15 protein-coding genes are annotated in these 15,230 nt (G+C 59.7%); 9 read left to right on the top strand and 6 right to left on the bottom strand.

From position 1 onward, the window contains the following. Window positions 1–5: 5 nt before the first annotated feature. Together panC and panB are read right to left on the bottom strand one after the other, a co-directional pair. On the bottom strand, window positions 6–857 hold the full coding sequence (panC, locus tag AC2FD8_RS01875) for a pantoate--beta-alanine ligase (protein WP_496853572.1): 852 nt from the start codon (window positions 855–857) through the stop codon (window positions 6–8). Further along, the gene (gene panB / locus AC2FD8_RS01870) at window positions 854–1,690 is read right to left on the bottom strand and encodes a 3-methyl-2-oxobutanoate hydroxymethyltransferase (RefSeq protein ID WP_496853573.1); all 837 of its coding nucleotides are present in this window, start codon (window positions 1,688–1,690) and stop codon (window positions 854–856) included. Before panB ends, panC begins: the two co-directional genes overlap by 4 nt. A 171-nt stretch (window positions 1,691–1,861) precedes the next feature. Here panB and AC2FD8_RS01865 point away from each other — a divergent pair, with 171 nt between their 5' ends. Continuing rightward, a complete protein-coding gene (locus tag AC2FD8_RS01865; protein ID WP_496853574.1) occupies window positions 1,862–3,349 on the top strand; it encodes an ABC transporter substrate-binding protein in 1,488 nt (495 codons plus the stop codon). Between the two features lie 9 nt (window positions 3,350–3,358). Here the strand turns inward: AC2FD8_RS01865 and AC2FD8_RS01860 are convergent, their stop codons facing one another. Further along, window positions 3,359–3,685 carry an SH3 domain-containing protein gene (locus AC2FD8_RS01860; RefSeq protein WP_496874280.1) on the bottom strand — a complete coding sequence of 109 codons (327 nt, stop codon included), beginning with the start codon at window positions 3,683–3,685 and terminating at the stop codon, window positions 3,359–3,361. Window positions 3,686–3,790: 105 nt separating this feature from the next. Between AC2FD8_RS01860 and AC2FD8_RS01855 the strand changes: the two genes are divergently transcribed. From AC2FD8_RS01855 to AC2FD8_RS01840, 4 genes are read left to right on the top strand one after another with little or no spacing between them, the layout of a single operon-like run. Beyond that, window positions 3,791–4,738 (top strand): ABC transporter permease, encoded by a 948-nt coding sequence (locus AC2FD8_RS01855; RefSeq protein WP_496853576.1) that lies wholly within the window; start codon window positions 3,791–3,793, stop codon window positions 4,736–4,738. Beyond that, the gene (locus tag AC2FD8_RS01850; protein ID WP_496853577.1) at window positions 4,735–5,550 is read left to right on the top strand and encodes an ABC transporter permease; all 816 of its coding nucleotides are present in this window, start codon (window positions 4,735–4,737) and stop codon (window positions 5,548–5,550) included. The genes AC2FD8_RS01855 and AC2FD8_RS01850 overlap by 4 nt, the downstream gene beginning before the upstream one ends. After that, a complete protein-coding gene (locus AC2FD8_RS01845) occupies window positions 5,547–7,145 on the top strand; it encodes an ABC transporter ATP-binding protein (protein WP_496853578.1) in 1,599 nt (532 codons plus the stop codon). The genes AC2FD8_RS01850 and AC2FD8_RS01845 overlap by 4 nt, the downstream gene beginning before the upstream one ends. 37 nt (window positions 7,146–7,182) lie before the next feature. Then, window positions 7,183–8,634: an aldehyde dehydrogenase family protein gene (locus AC2FD8_RS01840; protein ID WP_496853579.1), complete on the top strand. Its 1,452-nt coding sequence runs from the start codon at window positions 7,183–7,185 to the stop codon at window positions 8,632–8,634. Here the strand turns inward: AC2FD8_RS01840 and pncB are convergent. After that, window positions 8,631–9,923: a nicotinate phosphoribosyltransferase gene (gene pncB, locus AC2FD8_RS01835; RefSeq protein WP_496853580.1), complete on the bottom strand. Its 1,293-nt coding sequence runs from the start codon at window positions 9,921–9,923 to the stop codon at window positions 8,631–8,633. The genes AC2FD8_RS01840 and pncB overlap by 4 nt on opposite strands. A 165-nt stretch (window positions 9,924–10,088) precedes the next feature. On the opposite strand from pncB, the gene AC2FD8_RS01830 reads away from it, so the two are divergent. Beyond that, entirely contained in the window at window positions 10,089–10,586 is a 498-nt protein-coding gene (locus AC2FD8_RS01830; RefSeq protein WP_496853581.1) for a hypothetical protein, read from the top strand. Here AC2FD8_RS01830 and pncA read toward each other — a convergent pair. Continuing rightward, window positions 10,583–11,179 (bottom strand): bifunctional nicotinamidase/pyrazinamidase, encoded by a 597-nt coding sequence (gene pncA / locus AC2FD8_RS01825; RefSeq protein ID WP_496853582.1) that lies wholly within the window; start codon window positions 11,177–11,179, stop codon window positions 10,583–10,585. The two genes, AC2FD8_RS01830 and pncA, sit on opposite strands and share 4 nt — an antisense overlap. A 94-nt stretch (window positions 11,180–11,273) precedes the next feature. Here pncA and trhO point away from each other — a divergent pair, with 94 nt between their 5' ends. Continuing rightward, window positions 11,274–12,179 carry an oxygen-dependent tRNA uridine(34) hydroxylase TrhO gene (gene trhO / locus AC2FD8_RS01820; RefSeq protein WP_496853583.1) on the top strand — a complete coding sequence of 302 codons (906 nt, stop codon included), beginning with the start codon at window positions 11,274–11,276 and terminating at the stop codon, window positions 12,177–12,179. A 64-nt stretch (window positions 12,180–12,243) separates the two neighbouring features. Next, window positions 12,244–12,744: an ion channel gene (locus AC2FD8_RS01815; RefSeq protein WP_496853584.1), complete on the top strand. Its 501-nt coding sequence runs from the start codon at window positions 12,244–12,246 to the stop codon at window positions 12,742–12,744. 103 nt (window positions 12,745–12,847) lie between these two features. Here the strand turns inward: AC2FD8_RS01815 and AC2FD8_RS01810 are convergent, their stop codons facing one another. Continuing rightward, window positions 12,848–13,177 carry a hypothetical protein gene (locus AC2FD8_RS01810; RefSeq protein ID WP_170555375.1) on the bottom strand — a complete coding sequence of 110 codons (330 nt, stop codon included), beginning with the start codon at window positions 13,175–13,177 and terminating at the stop codon, window positions 12,848–12,850. Window positions 13,178–13,341: 164 nt separating this feature from the next. Between AC2FD8_RS01810 and betB the strand changes: the two genes are divergently transcribed. Then, complete coding sequence (gene betB / locus AC2FD8_RS01805) at window positions 13,342–14,796, top strand: betaine-aldehyde dehydrogenase (RefSeq protein WP_496853585.1); 1,455 nt, start codon at window positions 13,342–13,344, stop codon at window positions 14,794–14,796. Window positions 14,797–15,230: the final 434 nt, after the last annotated feature.

Here is a 15,230-nt window from a genome sequence, read left to right as displayed (position 1 = left end):
AGAAATTAGGCCGCAGCGACCGGTATGTTGTCGATCAGTCGCACGCCATCCGCCCAGGCGGTAATGAACAGACGGGCGGGTCTGGCGGCGCGGGGAAGGGCCTGGAGCGTCTCAGAGCAGCGCAGGTCGATATATTCGACCTCGGTGAAGCCCGCCTCAATCAGGGTGTCCCTTGCTGCCTGCGCAAGCGGCGCGAAATCCGCGCCCCGTGACAGCGCCTCTGCCATTCCGCGCATGATCTGGTTCTTTTGCGCCGCGATCTGCAGCCCTTCGGGTGAGAGGCGCAGATTGCGCGATGACATCGCCAAGCCTGACGGCTCACGCACGGTGGGACAGCCTATGACCTCGGTCGGGATGTCCAGATCACGGGCCATGCGCCGCACGACCAATAGCTGTTGATAGTCCTTTTCGCCGAAATAGGCTCGATCTGACTGCGTTTGCAGAAACAGTTTGGCGACCACGGTGGCGACGCCCTCGAAGTGACCGGGGCGGAACGGCCCCTCCATCACATCGGTCAGACCCGCGACCGCAACGGTTGTCGAGAACCCCTCGGGGTAGATTTGATCCGGGTCCGGCACATAGATCGCGTCAACACCAAGGGGGGCCAGTTTTTCGGCATCTTCATGCTCGGTGCGCGGGTAGTTGGCCAGATCTTCGGGATTGTTGAACTGTTTGGGGTTCACAAAGATCGTGACAATCACGCGGTCGCATCCGGCTTTGGCCGCCTCGACCAGTGACAAATGCCCCTGATGCAGCGCGCCCATTGTGGGGACGACGCCAATCACCTCTCCGTCACGGCGCCATTGAGTGGTCAAAGCCCGCAGGTCCGCCAATTGGCGCAGAATAGGAGCGGTCATTTGCTGGCGCCCTTGGGGGCCTGATCCGCAAACACATGCTCATCCGCGGGGAAAGTACGGGCGCGCACTTCGGCGGCGTATTCGGCAATGGCGGCTTCGGCCAATGGGCCAAGTTCGGCGTAGCGTTTGACGAATTTCGGTTTGAACGCGGTGAAAAAGCCAACCATGTCGTCGACCACAAGGATCTGCCCATCACAGCCGGCCGAGGCCCCGATGCCGATGGTCGGGATTTCCACCTCAGCCGTGATCCGGTCGGCCAGACCTTGCGGAACTTTCTCTAACACAACCGAAAATGCACCTGCCTGCGCCACGGCGGCTGCATCAGCCAGAACCGCCTGTGCCTGTTCATCGCGGCCCTGCACCTTGTAGCCGCCCAGCGTGTTGATGGATTGCGGCGTCAGGCCGATATGGGCCATGACAGGGATTCCGCGCTTGACCAGAAAGCGGATGGTCTCGGCCATCTCGACCCCGCCTTCCAGTTTCACCGCGCCAGCCCCGGTTTCCGCCATCAGGCGGGCGGCGTTGCGGAAGGCTTGCGCCGGGTTTTCCTCGTAGCTGCCAAACGGCATGTCGATCACCATCATCGCGCCTTCCAGCCCGCGCGCGACGGCCTGACCGTGCAGGATCATCATCTCCATCGTCACGCCAAGGGTCGATTCCAACCCGTGCAGCACCATTCCGACGCTGTCGCCAACAAGGACAAAGTCGCAATGGGCGTCCATCAGTCGGGCCATCGGCGTGGTATAGGCCGTCAGACTGACCAAAGGATCGCCGCCTTTGCGGGCGCGGATATCCTCGGCGTTCGGGGCTTTTTTGCGGGCTGTGGCGCTCATGCTCGGCTCCGGCACGGTTCATGTTGCAGTGCGGCATAACAGATCGAACCGGGCCCGCGAAACCCCGATTGCGCGAACATTTCCTTGAATGACCCTAGGTTTAAGGGAACACTGGCGCCTGAAAGGCCCGAAAACACGCGGCTACGTTGACATCAACGGGGAGAGATTTTCATGACAAAGCAGATGTTTCGAACCTTCGGATCCGTCTTGGCGCTAAGCGCCAGTGTGCTGGCGACGCAGGCATTGGCGAAATCCGACATCACCATCGCCATGCAGCTGGAGCCACCGCATCTGGACCCGACCAGCGCCGCCGCGCAGGCCATTGATTCGGTGGTTTACACCAATATTTTCGAAGGTCTGACCCGGTTCATGGGCGACGGCTCGGTCGTGCCGGGACTGGCGGAAAGCTGGGAAATCTCGGACGACGGCACCGTCTATACCTTCAAACTGCGCGATGGGGTGACTTTTCACGATGGCACCACGATGGATGCCGAGGACGTCAAGTTCAGCCTGGATCGCGCCACGGCCGAGGACAGTGCGAATGCGCAAAAGGCGCTGTTCGCCGGCATTGAAAGCGTTGAGGCCGTGGAGCCCCTGACCGTTAAGGTCACCCTGTCCGAGCCAAACGGGAACTTCCTGTTCAACTTGGCCTGGGGTGACGCCGTGATCGTGGCCTCAGACAGCATCGACGACATCAAGACCAACCCGGTCGGAACCGGGGCGTTCACCTTTGGCGAATGGGTGCAGGGCGACAGCATCACGCTGAACCGCAATCCCGGTTATTGGGGCGATCAGCCCGCGTTAGAGACGGCTACGTTCAAGTTTATCTCGGACCCGACCGCCGCTTTTGCCGCCATGATGGCCGAGGATGTGGATGTGTTCGACAATTTCCCCGCGCCCGAGAACCTGCCTCAGTTCGAGGCCGATCCACGCTTTCAGGTGCTTGTCGGCTCGACCGAAGGGGAAACGATTCTGTCTACGAACAACAAGCAGGCGCCCTTTGACAATATCCTTGTTCGGCAGGCGCTGGCCCATGCGATCGACCGTCAGGCGATCATTGATGGTGCCATGTTTGGCTATGGCACCCCCATCGGCACCCATTTTGCGCCACATCACCCGGCCTATGTCGACCTGACCGGACAATCCGCCTATGACCCGGAAAAAGCCAAATCCCTGCTGGCCGAGGCCGGTCTGGCAGACGGGTTCGAAACCACCCTGCATCTGCCGCCCCCGTCCTATGCGCGCCGTGGCGGCGAGATCATTGCCGCTCAATTGGCCGAGGTCGGAATCACGGCCGAGATCATCAATGTCGAATGGGCGCAGTGGTTGGAATCGGTCTTCAAGGGCAAGGATTTCGGTCTGACCATCGTCAGCCATACCGAGCCGATGGATATCGGCATCTACGCCCGGCCCGACTACTATTTCCAGTATGAAAGCTCGGATTTTCAGGCGCTGATGGAGCTTCTGAACACCACAACCAACCCGGATGAGCGCACCCGTCTGATGGGTGAGGCACAGCGGCTGATCTCCAGCGACTATGTCAACGGCTACCTGTTCCAATTGGCCAAGCTCGGCGTGGCGAAAGCAGGCGTTCAGGGGCTTTGGCAGAATGCGCCAACAGCCGCCATTGATCTGACCGCGATCAGCTGGGCCGAGTAACCTTCGGGGCTAACCCGCCCCGTCAATCAACCAATTGCTATGAACCCAGCCCTTGCGTCGGGGCTGGCCATAGTAAACACCGATCCACTCCCCCTGCTGCGCGCAGGTGCGGACTGTGTCGCCGTTCCGCAGTTGGTCGACCTGGAAATAGTTCGAACCGGGCCCGGTGCGCACAGCCAGAAAGCCATCACCGTTCGGATCCAGACCCGAGACGATACTGGCCGCGCATCCCGCGGCTTGCCCGTCTTCGGTGATCACGAAATCCACATCCAGTTGCTGAGCGGGCGCCGCGCCCGCTGCGGTTAAAAACAAAGCCGCAAGTACAGGTATTCTCATCATCAATTTCCTTTCAAACAATGGTCACAGGATAAGGCCCACGCTGATTCCCGACAACGGAACTGGTGCTGGACCCAAAGCGCGGCCCGGCCTAACGTGGCGCTGATGCTTCGCTATGCCCTCAAACGTCTGATTTCGCTGTTGATCAGCCTGGCGGTTGCCTCGGTGGTGATCTTCGCCGTGATCGAGATCGCGCCGGGCGATCCGGCCTCGTTCATGCTGGGCGTCAATGCGCAGCCCGATACGCTGGCCGCGCTGCGGGCCGAGTTGGGGTTGGATATGTCCAAACTCGATCGGTACTTCAATTGGGTCGGAGGAATGTTGGTCGGCGATTTTGGCACCTCCTACACCTATCGCACGCCGGTCTCGCAGATGATCGCGGATCGGCTATGGGTGTCTTTGCCGCTGGCGCTTTATGCGCTGACCCTGTCCACCCTGATTGCCTTTCCCGCGGGCATCTACGCTGCGGCCCGGCGCGGGAAACCGGGCGATCTGACGGTCATGGGGGCCACGCAATTGGGCATTGCCGTACCGAATTTCTGGTTCGCGATGATGCTGGTGCTGATCTTCGCCATCAACCTGCGCTGGTTCAACGCCGGAGGGTTCGCCGGTTGGGACAAAGGGTTCTGGACCGGACTGCATTCCCTGACCCTACCCGCCATCGCCTTGGCACTGCCACAAGCGGCCATTCTGGCGCGGGTGATGCGGTCGTCGCTGCTCGACATACTTGGTGAGGATTTCATGCGCACCGCCCGCGCCAAGGGCTTGTCTCGACGTCAGGCGCTGTGGAGACACGGAGTGCGCAACGCACTGATCCCGGTGCTGACCATAATCGGGCTGCAGTTTTCGTTCCTGCTTGCCGGGTCGATTATCATCGAGCAGGTCTTCTACCTGCCCGGCCTTGGACGTTTGGTGTTTCAGGCGATCTCGGCCCGCGACCTGATCGTGGTGGAATCCGTGGTGATGCTGCTGGTTTTTGCCGTCATTACCGTGAACTTTCTGGTCGATCTGGCCTATGCCGTCGTTGACCCACGGCTGAGGAGCCGGACATGAGCCGAAACTTGATCCTCGGCGCAGTGCTGTCGTCTCTGGTTCTGCTGGCGGCGCTGATCTCGTTTGTCTGGACGCCCTATGACCACGCTGCTCTGGACATTCCTGCCAAACTGCAACCGCCCAACGCGCAGCATTGGTTCGGCACCGATCACTTCGGGCGCGATATGTTCTCGATGATCATGGTTGGCGCACGGACGTCCATTGCCGTGGCGCTGGTGGCGGTGGGGATCGGTATGGCGTTGGGCGTGCCCTTGGGCCTGACGGCGGCAGCGCGCAAAGGGTCTTGGCTGGATGAGGTCATCATGCGCGGCAATGATCTGGTCTTTGCCTTCCCCTCTCTGGTCATTGCCATCCTGATCACAGCCGTTTTTGGTGCCGGAGCGGTCAATGCGATCATCGCCATCGGCATCTTCAACATCCCTGTCTTCGCCCGCATCACCCGCGGCGCGGCCCTGTCCCTGTGGGAGCGGGAGTTCATCCTCGCTGCTCGTGTCTCGGGCAAGGGGGCCGCGCGGATTTCCGCAGAACATATCCTGCCCAATGTCGCCAACCTGCTGATCGTTCAGGGGACCATCCAGTTCAGCCTTGGAATTCTGGCCGAGGCGGGGCTGAGCTACGTCGGTCTCGGTGCACAACCACCCACGCCAAGCTGGGGCCGGATGCTGGCTGATGCGCAGACGATGGTCAGTTTTGCCCCGCATTTGGCTCTGATTCCGGGTTTGGCAATCATTGTGACGGTGCTGGGTCTGAACCTGCTGGGTGACGGTCTACGCGACTGGTTGGACCCCCGCATTCGGGTGGCGCGGGCATGAACCTGTTGCGGATCGAAAACCTGTCTCTGGCCATTCACGGGGCCCAGATTCTTAGGCAAGTCAGTCTGTCGATTGCACCCGGTCAGATCGTAGCGGTCACGGGCGAGAGTGGTTCGGGCAAGTCCATGACCGCGCTGGCCGTCATGCAACTGACGCCGGATGGAGCGCGCACCGACGGGTCGATACACTTGGATGGGCAGGAGGTTCTGCACCTGCCCGAGACTGAACTATGTGCCCTTCGCGGTGCGTCGATCGGAATGGTGTTTCAGGAACCGATGACCGCCCTGAACCCGGTCAAAACCATCGGCGACCAGGTGATGGAGACCATCCTGATCCACAAAGCGATGCCGCGCGCGCAAGCTGAGACCCGTGCGCAAGAGGTTCTGAGCCGTGTTGGCCTGCCGCCGGATCGTTTCCCATTGTCCCGTTACCCGCATGAACTGTCGGGCGGCCAGCGTCAGCGCGTGGTCATTGCGATGGCGATCGCACTCAGGCCCAAACTGCTGATCGCAGATGAGCCGACAACGGCGCTGGACGTGACCACGCAGGCGCAGATTCTGGACCTGCTGAAGGGGCTGGTGCGCGAATATGACATGGGGCTTCTTATGATCACCCATGATCTGGCTGTGGTGGCCGATATGGCGGACCAGATCGTGGTGATGCGTCGGGGCGAAGTGGTCGAAAGCGGCGCAACTAACCATCTGCTCAAGAATATGCAGCACCCCTATACGCGGATGCTGTTTGACGCCTCGAACCATCAGGTTGTTCTGCCCGAGCCACAGGCGCAAAAGCCCTTGCTTGAGGTCACCGACGTGGTCCGTGACTACCGCCTGCCACGCACGGGCCTGTTCACAAGACCCGAACATATGCGGGCGGTGGACAAGGTCAGCTTTACCCTCAATCGCGGAGAGCGCCTGGGTCTGGTCGGAGAGTCAGGGTGTGGAAAATCGACCCTAACACGAGCGATTCTGGGTCTTGAAGAGGTCCAATCCGGCGAAATACGGCTGGACGGTGCGCCCGTTTTCTCGGGCCACAAGCCAAATCTCGACGTGCGCCGTAAGATGCAGGTCGTGTTCCAGGACCCTTACGGCAGCTTCAACCCGCGCCACCGCGTCGCGCGGTTGATCACTGAACCGTTTCACCTGCTGGAAACACCTCCGACCGGGTCCGAGCGTCAGGACAGGATCGCCGAGATGCTGCGAGCCGTCGGCCTCAGCCCGGATGATGCCGGGAAATACATCCACGAATTCTCGGGCGGGCAGCGGCAACGTATCGCCATTGCCCGCGCGTTGATCATTCGACCAGAACTGATCCTGTTTGACGAGGCGGTCTCGGCCCTCGACGTGTCGGTCCGGGCGCAGATCCTAGATCTTCTGGCCGAGCTGTGCGCGGCCTACGATCTGACCTACCTGTTCATCAGCCACGATCTGAGCGTCGTGCGCACGATCACGGATCGGGTGATGGTGATGCAGGCTGGGAAAATCGTCGAACAGGGCGAGACCGAGGATGTCTTTGCCAATCCCCGCCATCCCTATACCCGCAAGCTGATCTCTGCCGCGCCGCAGCTACCCGAGATCGGGCGCAAAACCGCATGATATTCGCTTTATTAGAGTCTGAACTTAGGAGTTCCCGATGACCAAACCGATTTGGTTCGACCCCAGCCAATGCCTGATCGGCGGGGAATGGAAAACGCCGGAAGCGGGGGAATACTTGTCACTTGTGAATCCTTCGGATGGGTCGGAACTCTGCCAGATTGCACGTGGTCAGCAGGCAGATATCGACATGGCCGTTGCTGCGGCGCGATCTGCGTTGGATGGAGACTGGGGTCGGATGCCCGCATTCGAGAGGGGGCGCATCCTGAGCAGACTGGGGCAATTGGTTCTGGACCGGGTGGACGACCTGGCCCGGCTTGAGGCTATGGATGTCGGTAAACCGCTGACCCAGGCCCGCGCCGACGCCATCGCTTTGGCGCGGTATTGCGAATTCTACGGGGGCGCGGCGGACAAGGTGATGGGTGAGACCATCCCCTATCTCGACGGCTATACAGTCTACACCCTGCGCGAGCCGCATGGCGTCACGGGGCATATCGTGCCGTGGAATTACCCGATGCAGATCATCGGACGCTCGGTCGGGGCGGCGCTGGCCATGGGCAATGCATGCGTTCTGAAGCCCGCCGAAGAGGCCTGCCTGACCGCGCTCGCCTTCGCCCATCTGGCGGTTGAGGCCGGTTTGCCGGACGGGGCGCTGAACGTCGTTCCCGGTCTGGGGGCCGAGGCTGGTGCGGCGCTATCCGAGCACGCGGGTGTCGACCATATCTCGTTCACCGGTTCGGTTGCGACGGGGGCCTTGGTGCAGCAAGCGGCCGGGAAAAATGTGGTTCCGGTGACGCTGGAGCTGGGCGGCAAGTCTCCGCAATTGGTGTTCGATGACGCCGATCTGGAGGCGGCCCTGCCGTTTCTGGTCAATGCGGGCATTCAGAACGCGGGACAAACCTGCTCAGCCTCGTCGCGCATTCTGGTGCAGCGCGATGTGTATGATCAGGTCAAGGAGCGGATGGCCGAGGCCTACGCGCAACTGACCGTCGGGCCTGCGTTGGATGACTTGCGCGTAGGACCGCTGATCTCGGATCGGCAGAAGGCAATTGTTTCGGGGTTCTTGTCCAAAGGCGCGGATTTGACGATTGCCGGGCAGGGGCAAATCGTACCCGACGCACCCGATGCGGGGGCCTATGTGCGTCCGACCCTCTTCGCTGACGTTCCTGCCGATCACGCTCTGGCCCGGGAAGAGATCTTTGGCCCAGTGCAGGTCTTGATCCCGTTTGAAACAGAACAACAGGCTCTAACCATAGCCAACAGCACTGACTATGGGTTGGTTGCTAGCATCTGGACACGCGACGGAGCGCGGCAGATGCGATTGGCCAAGCGCCTGCGTTCGGGGCAGGTGTTCATCAATAATTACGGCGCCGGCGGAGGCGTAGAGCTACCGTTCGGAGGGGTCGGAAAATCCGGACACGGTCGCGAGAAAGGGCTCGAGGCGCTCTATGGTTTTTCACAACTCAAGACGGTGGCCGCCCTGCACGGCTAAACGATCACCTCGATCGGTTTCTGCGCGCCAACGCCGAACACGCGCTTGTAGCGCTCGATTTCCTCGGCAGGTCCCATGGCCTTTTCAGGGTTGTCCGACAATTTGACCGTTGGGCGCCCATTGGCCGAAACCGCCTTGCACACCAGCGAGAACGGCGCCAGCGCGTCATCCGGCACCAGACTGCGGAAGTCGTTGGTCAGCAAAGTGCCCCAGCCGAATGAGATATTGGTGCGTCCTGCGAATTGGCCATGCAGTTCGGTGATTTTGTCGACGTCCAGCCCGTCGGAAAAGATGACCCGTTTCTGGGCAGGGTCTTCGCCGCGGGATTTCCACCAGTCGATCGCAATCTCGGCTCCGGCGGCAGGATCGCCACTGTCGATGCGGATACCCGTCCATCCGGCCAGCCAGTCCGGGGCGTGATCCAGAAACCCTTTGGTGCCATAGGTGTCGGGCAGAATGATGCGCAGATTGCCGTCATGTTCATCATGCCAGTCGCTGAGAACATCATATGGGGCTTGCGCCAGCGCCTCATCCGTTTCGGCGAGCGCGGAATAGACCATGGGCAGTTCATGTGCATTGGTGCCGATGGCTTCAACCTCGCGCCGCATGGCGATCAGGCAGTTCGAGGTACCGGTGAACGATTTACCCAGCCCCTCGATCATCGCCTGTACGCACCAATCCTGCCACAGAAAGGAATGCCGCCGCCGCGTACCGAAATCCGCTATCCCAAGACCGTCGATGGAACCCAGCTGGTCGATCTTTTCCCACACACGCGTCATCGCACGGGCATAGAGCACCTGAAGCTCGAACCGGCGCATGTCGTTCAGCACCGCGCGCGAGCGCAGCTCCATCAGCACCGCCAAAGCCGGGATTTCCCACAGCATGACCTCGTGCCATTTGCCCTCGAAGGTCAGCTCATATTGGTCGCCCCTCCGCTCCAGATGGTAAGGTGGCAGGCGCATATTCTCGAACCACTCCATGAAATCCGAGCGGAACATCTGCCGTTTGCCGTAGAACATATTGCCCCTCAGCCAGGTGCTTTCCCCCCGGCTGAGGCTGAGCGAACGGATGTGATCCAGTTGTTCCCGCAGCTCACCTTCGTCGATCAAACGGGCCAGCGGCACGTGATTCGAGCGGTTGATCAGGGAGAACACGACATTTGTTTGGGGCTTGTTTCGAAACACTGACTGGCACATCAGCAGTTTGTAGAAATCCGTGTCGATCAAAGACCGCACAATCGGGTCGATCTTCCATTTGTGATTGTAGACACGGGTCGCGATGTCGACCATGGGGAACTCCTGCAATTTCCGTTGTTAGATCAATCAGCACGGTGAATGGCAAGAGTCGCTGATTCGGTGACAATGCCCGTTTGACGTCACAATGCGGGCTTATTGTCCGGTGTTTTCACCAATTAGTGATGGGGTGGGATGGAAAGACAAAACTGATGGTTGTTAATGAGTCTGTTGTACGATTTTGATATCGTTGAAAGACCGGCGGAAGGGGATGCTCCGCCTCAGGTCTGTGCACGGTTCAGGGATGTGAAAACCTCTGACGCATTGCGGGGCGCGTCTCCGGGTATTCGCATGATGTTTCAGGACGCGGGGTTTGATCTCGACTCCCATGTCAGTGGCATTGTGCCGGACAAGTTTCCAACCGAAGACCTGCCCGACCGAACCCGGATATTGCGTACTCTGTTCGACAACATCAAAACCCGCGGTTTGCAGGGGGAATATTGTGGTGAGTTCGACCTGCAGCAATTCCTTGGCCACATTCGCCGCGCCGAGGCGGTTGATGGTCTTGTCCGGGTTGTGCCCGTTCGGGACCCTCTGACCCCGCAGCCCAGCAGGCCCAAACGCAGGACCGCAAAGGGGCGGATTGGTGTTGGTCTTGGAGTGGCGGTGATTCTGTTCGCGGTGCTCAAGTATTTTGCCGAAGCAGGCGCCGCGCCCTAGTCCGTCAGTTTGACGCCCGCGGCCTGCATGGCCTGTTGCGCCGCTGCCAATGAGCCTTCCATGTCAATCGCACGGCAGGCGCTTTGCGCAACGGTCACATCGAACCCAAGCTTGGCGGCATCAACTGCCGAATAGTGAACACAGAAATCAGTCGCGAGCCCCACAAGGGTCAGCTTTGAAATGCCACGCGTGTCCAGATATCCTTTTAATCCGGTCGGCGTGGTCTGGTCATTCTCGAAAAATGCCGAATAGCTGTCGATGGCGCTGCGGAACCCTTTGCGGATGATCAGGTCGCCATCCGTGCGCAGATCCGGGTGAAAACCCGCGCCATCGGTACCTTGCACGCAATGATCGGGCCACAGAACCTGCGGGCCATAGGGCATTTCGGTCATTTCAAACGGGGCCTTGCCCGGATGCGAACTCGCGAATGAGGAATGCCCCGCCGGATGCCAGTCCTGTGTCAGGATGACGGCATCGAACATGTCCATCATGGCGTTGATCGGGGCAACGATCTCGTCCCCTCCGGTCACGGCCAGCGCGCCGCCGGGGCAGAAATCGTTCTGGACGTCGATAACAAGCAGGGCATGGGGCATGGCAATCTCTCCTTTGGTCTATCGGTACGGCGCGGTGCGGGGGGCGTCAATCCGATCCCTTGCGACTCTGTGCTGTCAGGTTTAGACCGCGCGCATGTATACGATCGCTGCCCTCTACCACTTCACCCGTTTCGCTGATCACGCCGCCCTGCGCGCGCCGCTGTTGGACCTGTGCCGCGCACAATCGGTCAAAGGCACCCTGTTGCTGGCGCAAGAGGGGATCAACGGCACGATTGCAGGCCCGCGCGCCGGGATCGACGCCGTTCTGGCGCATATCAAGGCCCTGCCGGGCTGTTCCGATCTGGAGTGGAAGGAGGCCAGCGCCGTCCATCCGCCCTTTGGCAAGATGAAGGTGCGCCTGAAGAAAGAGATCGTGACCATGGGCCAGCCGGATGTCGATCCGCGCGCCCGCGTCGGCAACTATGTCGAACCTGAGGAATGGAATGATCTGATCCGCTCGGATGATGTGGTCGTGATCGACACGCGCAACGATTATGAGGTGGCGATTGGCACGTTTGAGGGCGCAATAGACCCTGAAACCGCCAGCTTCCGCGAATTTCCCGACTGGTGGGAACAGAACAAGGACCGGTTCCACAACAAGCGTGTGGCGATGTTCTGCACGGGTGGTATCCGCTGCGAGAAATCCACCAATTTCCTGCTGGGGCAGGGAGTCGAGGACGTCTATCACCTCAAAGGTGGCATCCTGCGCTATCTTGAGGAAATGCCCGCCGAGGACAGCACCTGGCAGGGCGAGTGTTTCGTCTTCGACAACCGTGTGTCAGTGGGCCATGGTCTGGTCGAGGGGCCGCATAACCTGTGCCACGGGTGCCGCCGCCCGATCCTGCCCGAAGATGTGAAGCACCCGGAATATGAACATGGCGTATCCTGCCATCTTTGTGTGAACGAGACATCCGAGGCCGACAAGACGCGCTTCCGCGAGCGGCAGAAACAGATCCTTCTGGCCCGCGCGCGCGGTGATGAACATCTGGGCAGCGTCTGAATTCCGCTTGCAGGCCGGCGGGGAATCTCGATGATCATCCCCGAAATGGTGTGATGGAGCGTCTATGACCCGCAAACCAACAACTCTGTCAGAATGGAAATCGACCTTTCTGGCCGCTGCTGGGATGGTGCTGGCCAGTTTCCTTGCATGGTTCGGCCTGTCGCGCCTGAGTGAGACCACCGCAGGGGACACGATTGGAACCATTGCCTCGATCGGGCTGCTGATCTGGCTGGTGTCGCAGTCATGGTACTACATGACTCAGGTGAAATCGCCGCGCAGGTTATTGTTCCTGATGGGCGTTTCTTTCATTCAGGTGGTGCCGTTCCTGTTCGCGGCCGTCTATGGGGCCTTTGGCTACAACGACAATTGTGTTCTGGGGGCAGAAGGCCCAGCCGATATCCTGTATTTCTCATATGTCACTTTCACCACTGTGGGATACGGCGACATGAGTCCAACAGGCCTGTGTCGCGGCGTAGCTGTGTCCGAGGCCGTCATGGGCTACATCCTGTTGGGTATGTTTGTTGCGGCTGCAGTGTCGCTTTATTCGCGCAACCACGCGCATTAAAGAGTTTTGCGTTTTACCTTAGGTAAAACCATCGAAATGCGCGTTCGACCGCAGGGAGAGGCAGCGCATTTCGATTCAAATCAAATGCAAAACGATCCTGGCTCTATTTGTTCTGGTCGATCCAACGCGACATCAACTGCTTGTCGCGAAAGCACTCGGATGGGATCGGGCGACGTTTGCTGCGCGATATCCGTTCAGCAAAGGCGACTTGCTTGCCAGTCGGGTAGTTGGCAAAGGGCGATGGATCCTCGGGCTTATGGGCCGAGATCCAAGCCGACATGGACTTGCGATCGCGCTGCGCTTCAACTGGGATTTCCAACGCGGTCTGCTCGGCGATGGCGCGGGCATAACGCATCTGCCGATCTGTGACGGGCAGCAGGTGATAGTCGTTCGAAGGGCCGTTCAGGGCCTGATTTCGGGCGTGGTAAGACATCGGAATGTTCCTCTGACTATGTGGAACATAAATAGAACATTAACTCTTTTTTTCAAGGGCACGGCGATTCACATCAGCGGGAGTCTGCCGTGATTCAGTTTTATTGACTGATCAATCAACAAAAGATACACGCTTGGGAAATTGCTTCGGAAAAGGAACCCGGCATGAAATTTCAGCCCAAGGCGAGCCATTTCATTGATGGCGCATATGTCGAAGACACCAACGGCGCGCCGATTGATGTGATCTACCCTGCAACGGGTGAGATCATCGCCCGGCTGCATTCAGCAACGTCCCAGATCGTTGATCAGGCTCTCAGCAGTGCAAAAGCCGCGCAAGCGGAATGGGCCGCCATGTCCGGGACCGAGCGTGGCCGCGTTCTGCGCCGCGCCGCGGACATCATGCGCGACCGCAATCACGACCTCTCGGTGCTGGAAACGCATGACACCGGCAAACCCCTGCAAGAGACGCTGGTGGCCGACGCGACTTCGGGCGCGGATGCGCTGGAGTATTTCGGAGGTCTGGCCGCATCCCTGACCGGGGAACACATCCCCCTGGGTGGTGGAGACTTTGTGTACACTATCCGCGAGGCGCTGGGCGTTTGCGTCGGGATCGGCGCGTGGAACTACCCGACCCAGATCGCCTGTTGGAAGGGCGCTCCGGCGCTGGCTTGTGGCAATACGATGGTGTTCAAACCCTCTGAGACGACCCCGCTCTCTGCCCTGAAAGTGGCCGAGATCCTGATCGAAGCAGGCGCACCGAAAGGCATTTACAACGTGGTTCAGGGCTATGGCGATGTGGGCGCATCGCTGGTGACCGATGCGCGCGTAGCCAAAGTGTCGCTGACGGGCTCGGTGCCGACCGGCCGAAAGGTCTATGCCGCTGCAGCCGATAGTATGAAGCACGTGACCATGGAGTTGGGCGGCAAATCCCCCATGATCGTGTTCAATGACGCCGATATCGAGAACGCGGTCTCGGGCGCCATACTGGGTAATTTCTATTCCTCAGGCCAGGTCTGTTCGAACGGTACCCGCGTGTTCGTCCAAAAGGGCATCAAAGAGGCGTTTTTGAACCGATTGACCGAACGTCTGGCGACCGCCAAGATCGGCGATCCGTTGGATGAAGAGGTCAACTTTGGCCCCATGGTCAGCGAAAATCAGATGAACATTGCGCTGAGCTATGTGGAAAAAGGCAAGGCTGAAGGCGCGCGTCTGGTCTATGGCGGCGCGCGGATCGAGGGCGAGGGGTTCTACATGCAACCCACCGTGTTCGCTGATGTTACTGACGGCATGACCATCGCCCGCGAAGAGATCTTTGGCCCGGTCATGTCGGTGCTGGATTTCGACACCGAAGAAGAGGTCATGGCCCGCGCCAACGACACCGAATTCGGCCTCGCGGCTGGGGTCTTCACCAACGACCTGACCCGCGCCCATCGCATCGTCGCTGGGTTCGAGGCCGGGACCTGTTACATCAACACCTACAACCTCGCCCCGGTTGAGGCACCGTTTGGTGGGTCTAAGATGTCGGGTGTCGGTCGCGAGAACTCGAAACTCGCCATCAACCATTTCAGCGAGATGAAAACTGTCTACGTCTCTATGAACGATGTCGAGGCACCATACTGATCACCCGCCCTTTTGACGTTCTGCCCCTTCGATATGCATCAGGGGCAGAATGCTGTTCATCGTTCTCTTTTGGAATGACTAGCCGCGCCTGAATCCCACGCTCCAAATCGCGCCGGATTTAGGTTCAGGGTTAGTTCCCAGTAGATGCCCTTCGCGGCGTGAGCGATGACGAAGAGGAATGCACTTGGATATCTGCCATTGTTCCGTGTTCAAACCCTGAACCATGCAGAGCCATAGACATCAAAGTACCCTGAGCCGAGGCGGCTTCGGGCACGTCCTGTTACCGAAACCTCTCAGCAAGTCGCCAAACTCGGTGGTCAAGGGTTTGAAGATAGCCATGCGCCTGTTGCGGTACACCGTCGCAAAAGTGCAAAGAGCCCGTCAGGTTTGATCAAGGAATTCGTTCGGCGCAGCGCAAGGGCGAACCGCTCTGG

The sequence above is a fragment of the Ruegeria sp. YTSC192 genome, from assembly GCF_059609705.1.
This window is presented reverse-complemented; position numbering and strand designations above follow the sequence as displayed.

Bases quoted from the DNA above. Each gene is read 5' to 3' on its own strand.
- AC2FD8_RS01845 (WP_496853578.1), top strand. From the start codon at position 5,547: ATGAACCTGTTGCGGATCGAAAACCTGTCTCTGGCCATTCACGGGGCC.
- AC2FD8_RS01840 (WP_496853579.1), top strand. From the start codon at position 7,183: ATGACCAAACCGATTTGGTTCGACCCCAGCCAATGCCTGATCGGCGGG.
- panB (WP_496853573.1), bottom strand. From the start codon at position 1,690: ATGAGCGCCACAGCCCGCAAAAAAGCCCCGAACGCCGAGGATATCCGC.
- panC (WP_496853572.1), bottom strand. From the start codon at position 857: ATGACCGCTCCTATTCTGCGCCAATTGGCGGACCTGCGGGCTTTGACC.
- AC2FD8_RS01815 (WP_496853584.1), top strand. From the start codon at position 12,244: ATGACCCGCAAACCAACAACTCTGTCAGAATGGAAATCGACCTTTCTG.
- AC2FD8_RS01850 (WP_496853577.1), top strand. From the start codon at position 4,735: ATGAGCCGAAACTTGATCCTCGGCGCAGTGCTGTCGTCTCTGGTTCTG.
- AC2FD8_RS01830 (WP_496853581.1), top strand. From the start codon at position 10,089: ATGAGTCTGTTGTACGATTTTGATATCGTTGAAAGACCGGCGGAAGGG.
- AC2FD8_RS01860 (WP_496874280.1), bottom strand. From the start codon at position 3,685: ATGAGAATACCTGTACTTGCGGCTTTGTTTTTAACCGCAGCGGGCGCG.
- pncB (WP_496853580.1), bottom strand. From the start codon at position 9,923: ATGGTCGACATCGCGACCCGTGTCTACAATCACAAATGGAAGATCGAC.
- AC2FD8_RS01810 (WP_170555375.1), bottom strand. From the start codon at position 13,177: ATGTCTTACCACGCCCGAAATCAGGCCCTGAACGGCCCTTCGAACGAC.
- AC2FD8_RS01865 (WP_496853574.1), top strand. From the start codon at position 1,862: ATGACAAAGCAGATGTTTCGAACCTTCGGATCCGTCTTGGCGCTAAGC.
- trhO (WP_496853583.1), top strand. From the start codon at position 11,274: ATGTATACGATCGCTGCCCTCTACCACTTCACCCGTTTCGCTGATCAC.
- pncA (WP_496853582.1), bottom strand. From the start codon at position 11,179: ATGCCCCATGCCCTGCTTGTTATCGACGTCCAGAACGATTTCTGCCCC.
- betB (WP_496853585.1), top strand. From the start codon at position 13,342: ATGAAATTTCAGCCCAAGGCGAGCCATTTCATTGATGGCGCATATGTC.
- AC2FD8_RS01855 (WP_496853576.1), top strand. From the start codon at position 3,791: ATGCTTCGCTATGCCCTCAAACGTCTGATTTCGCTGTTGATCAGCCTG.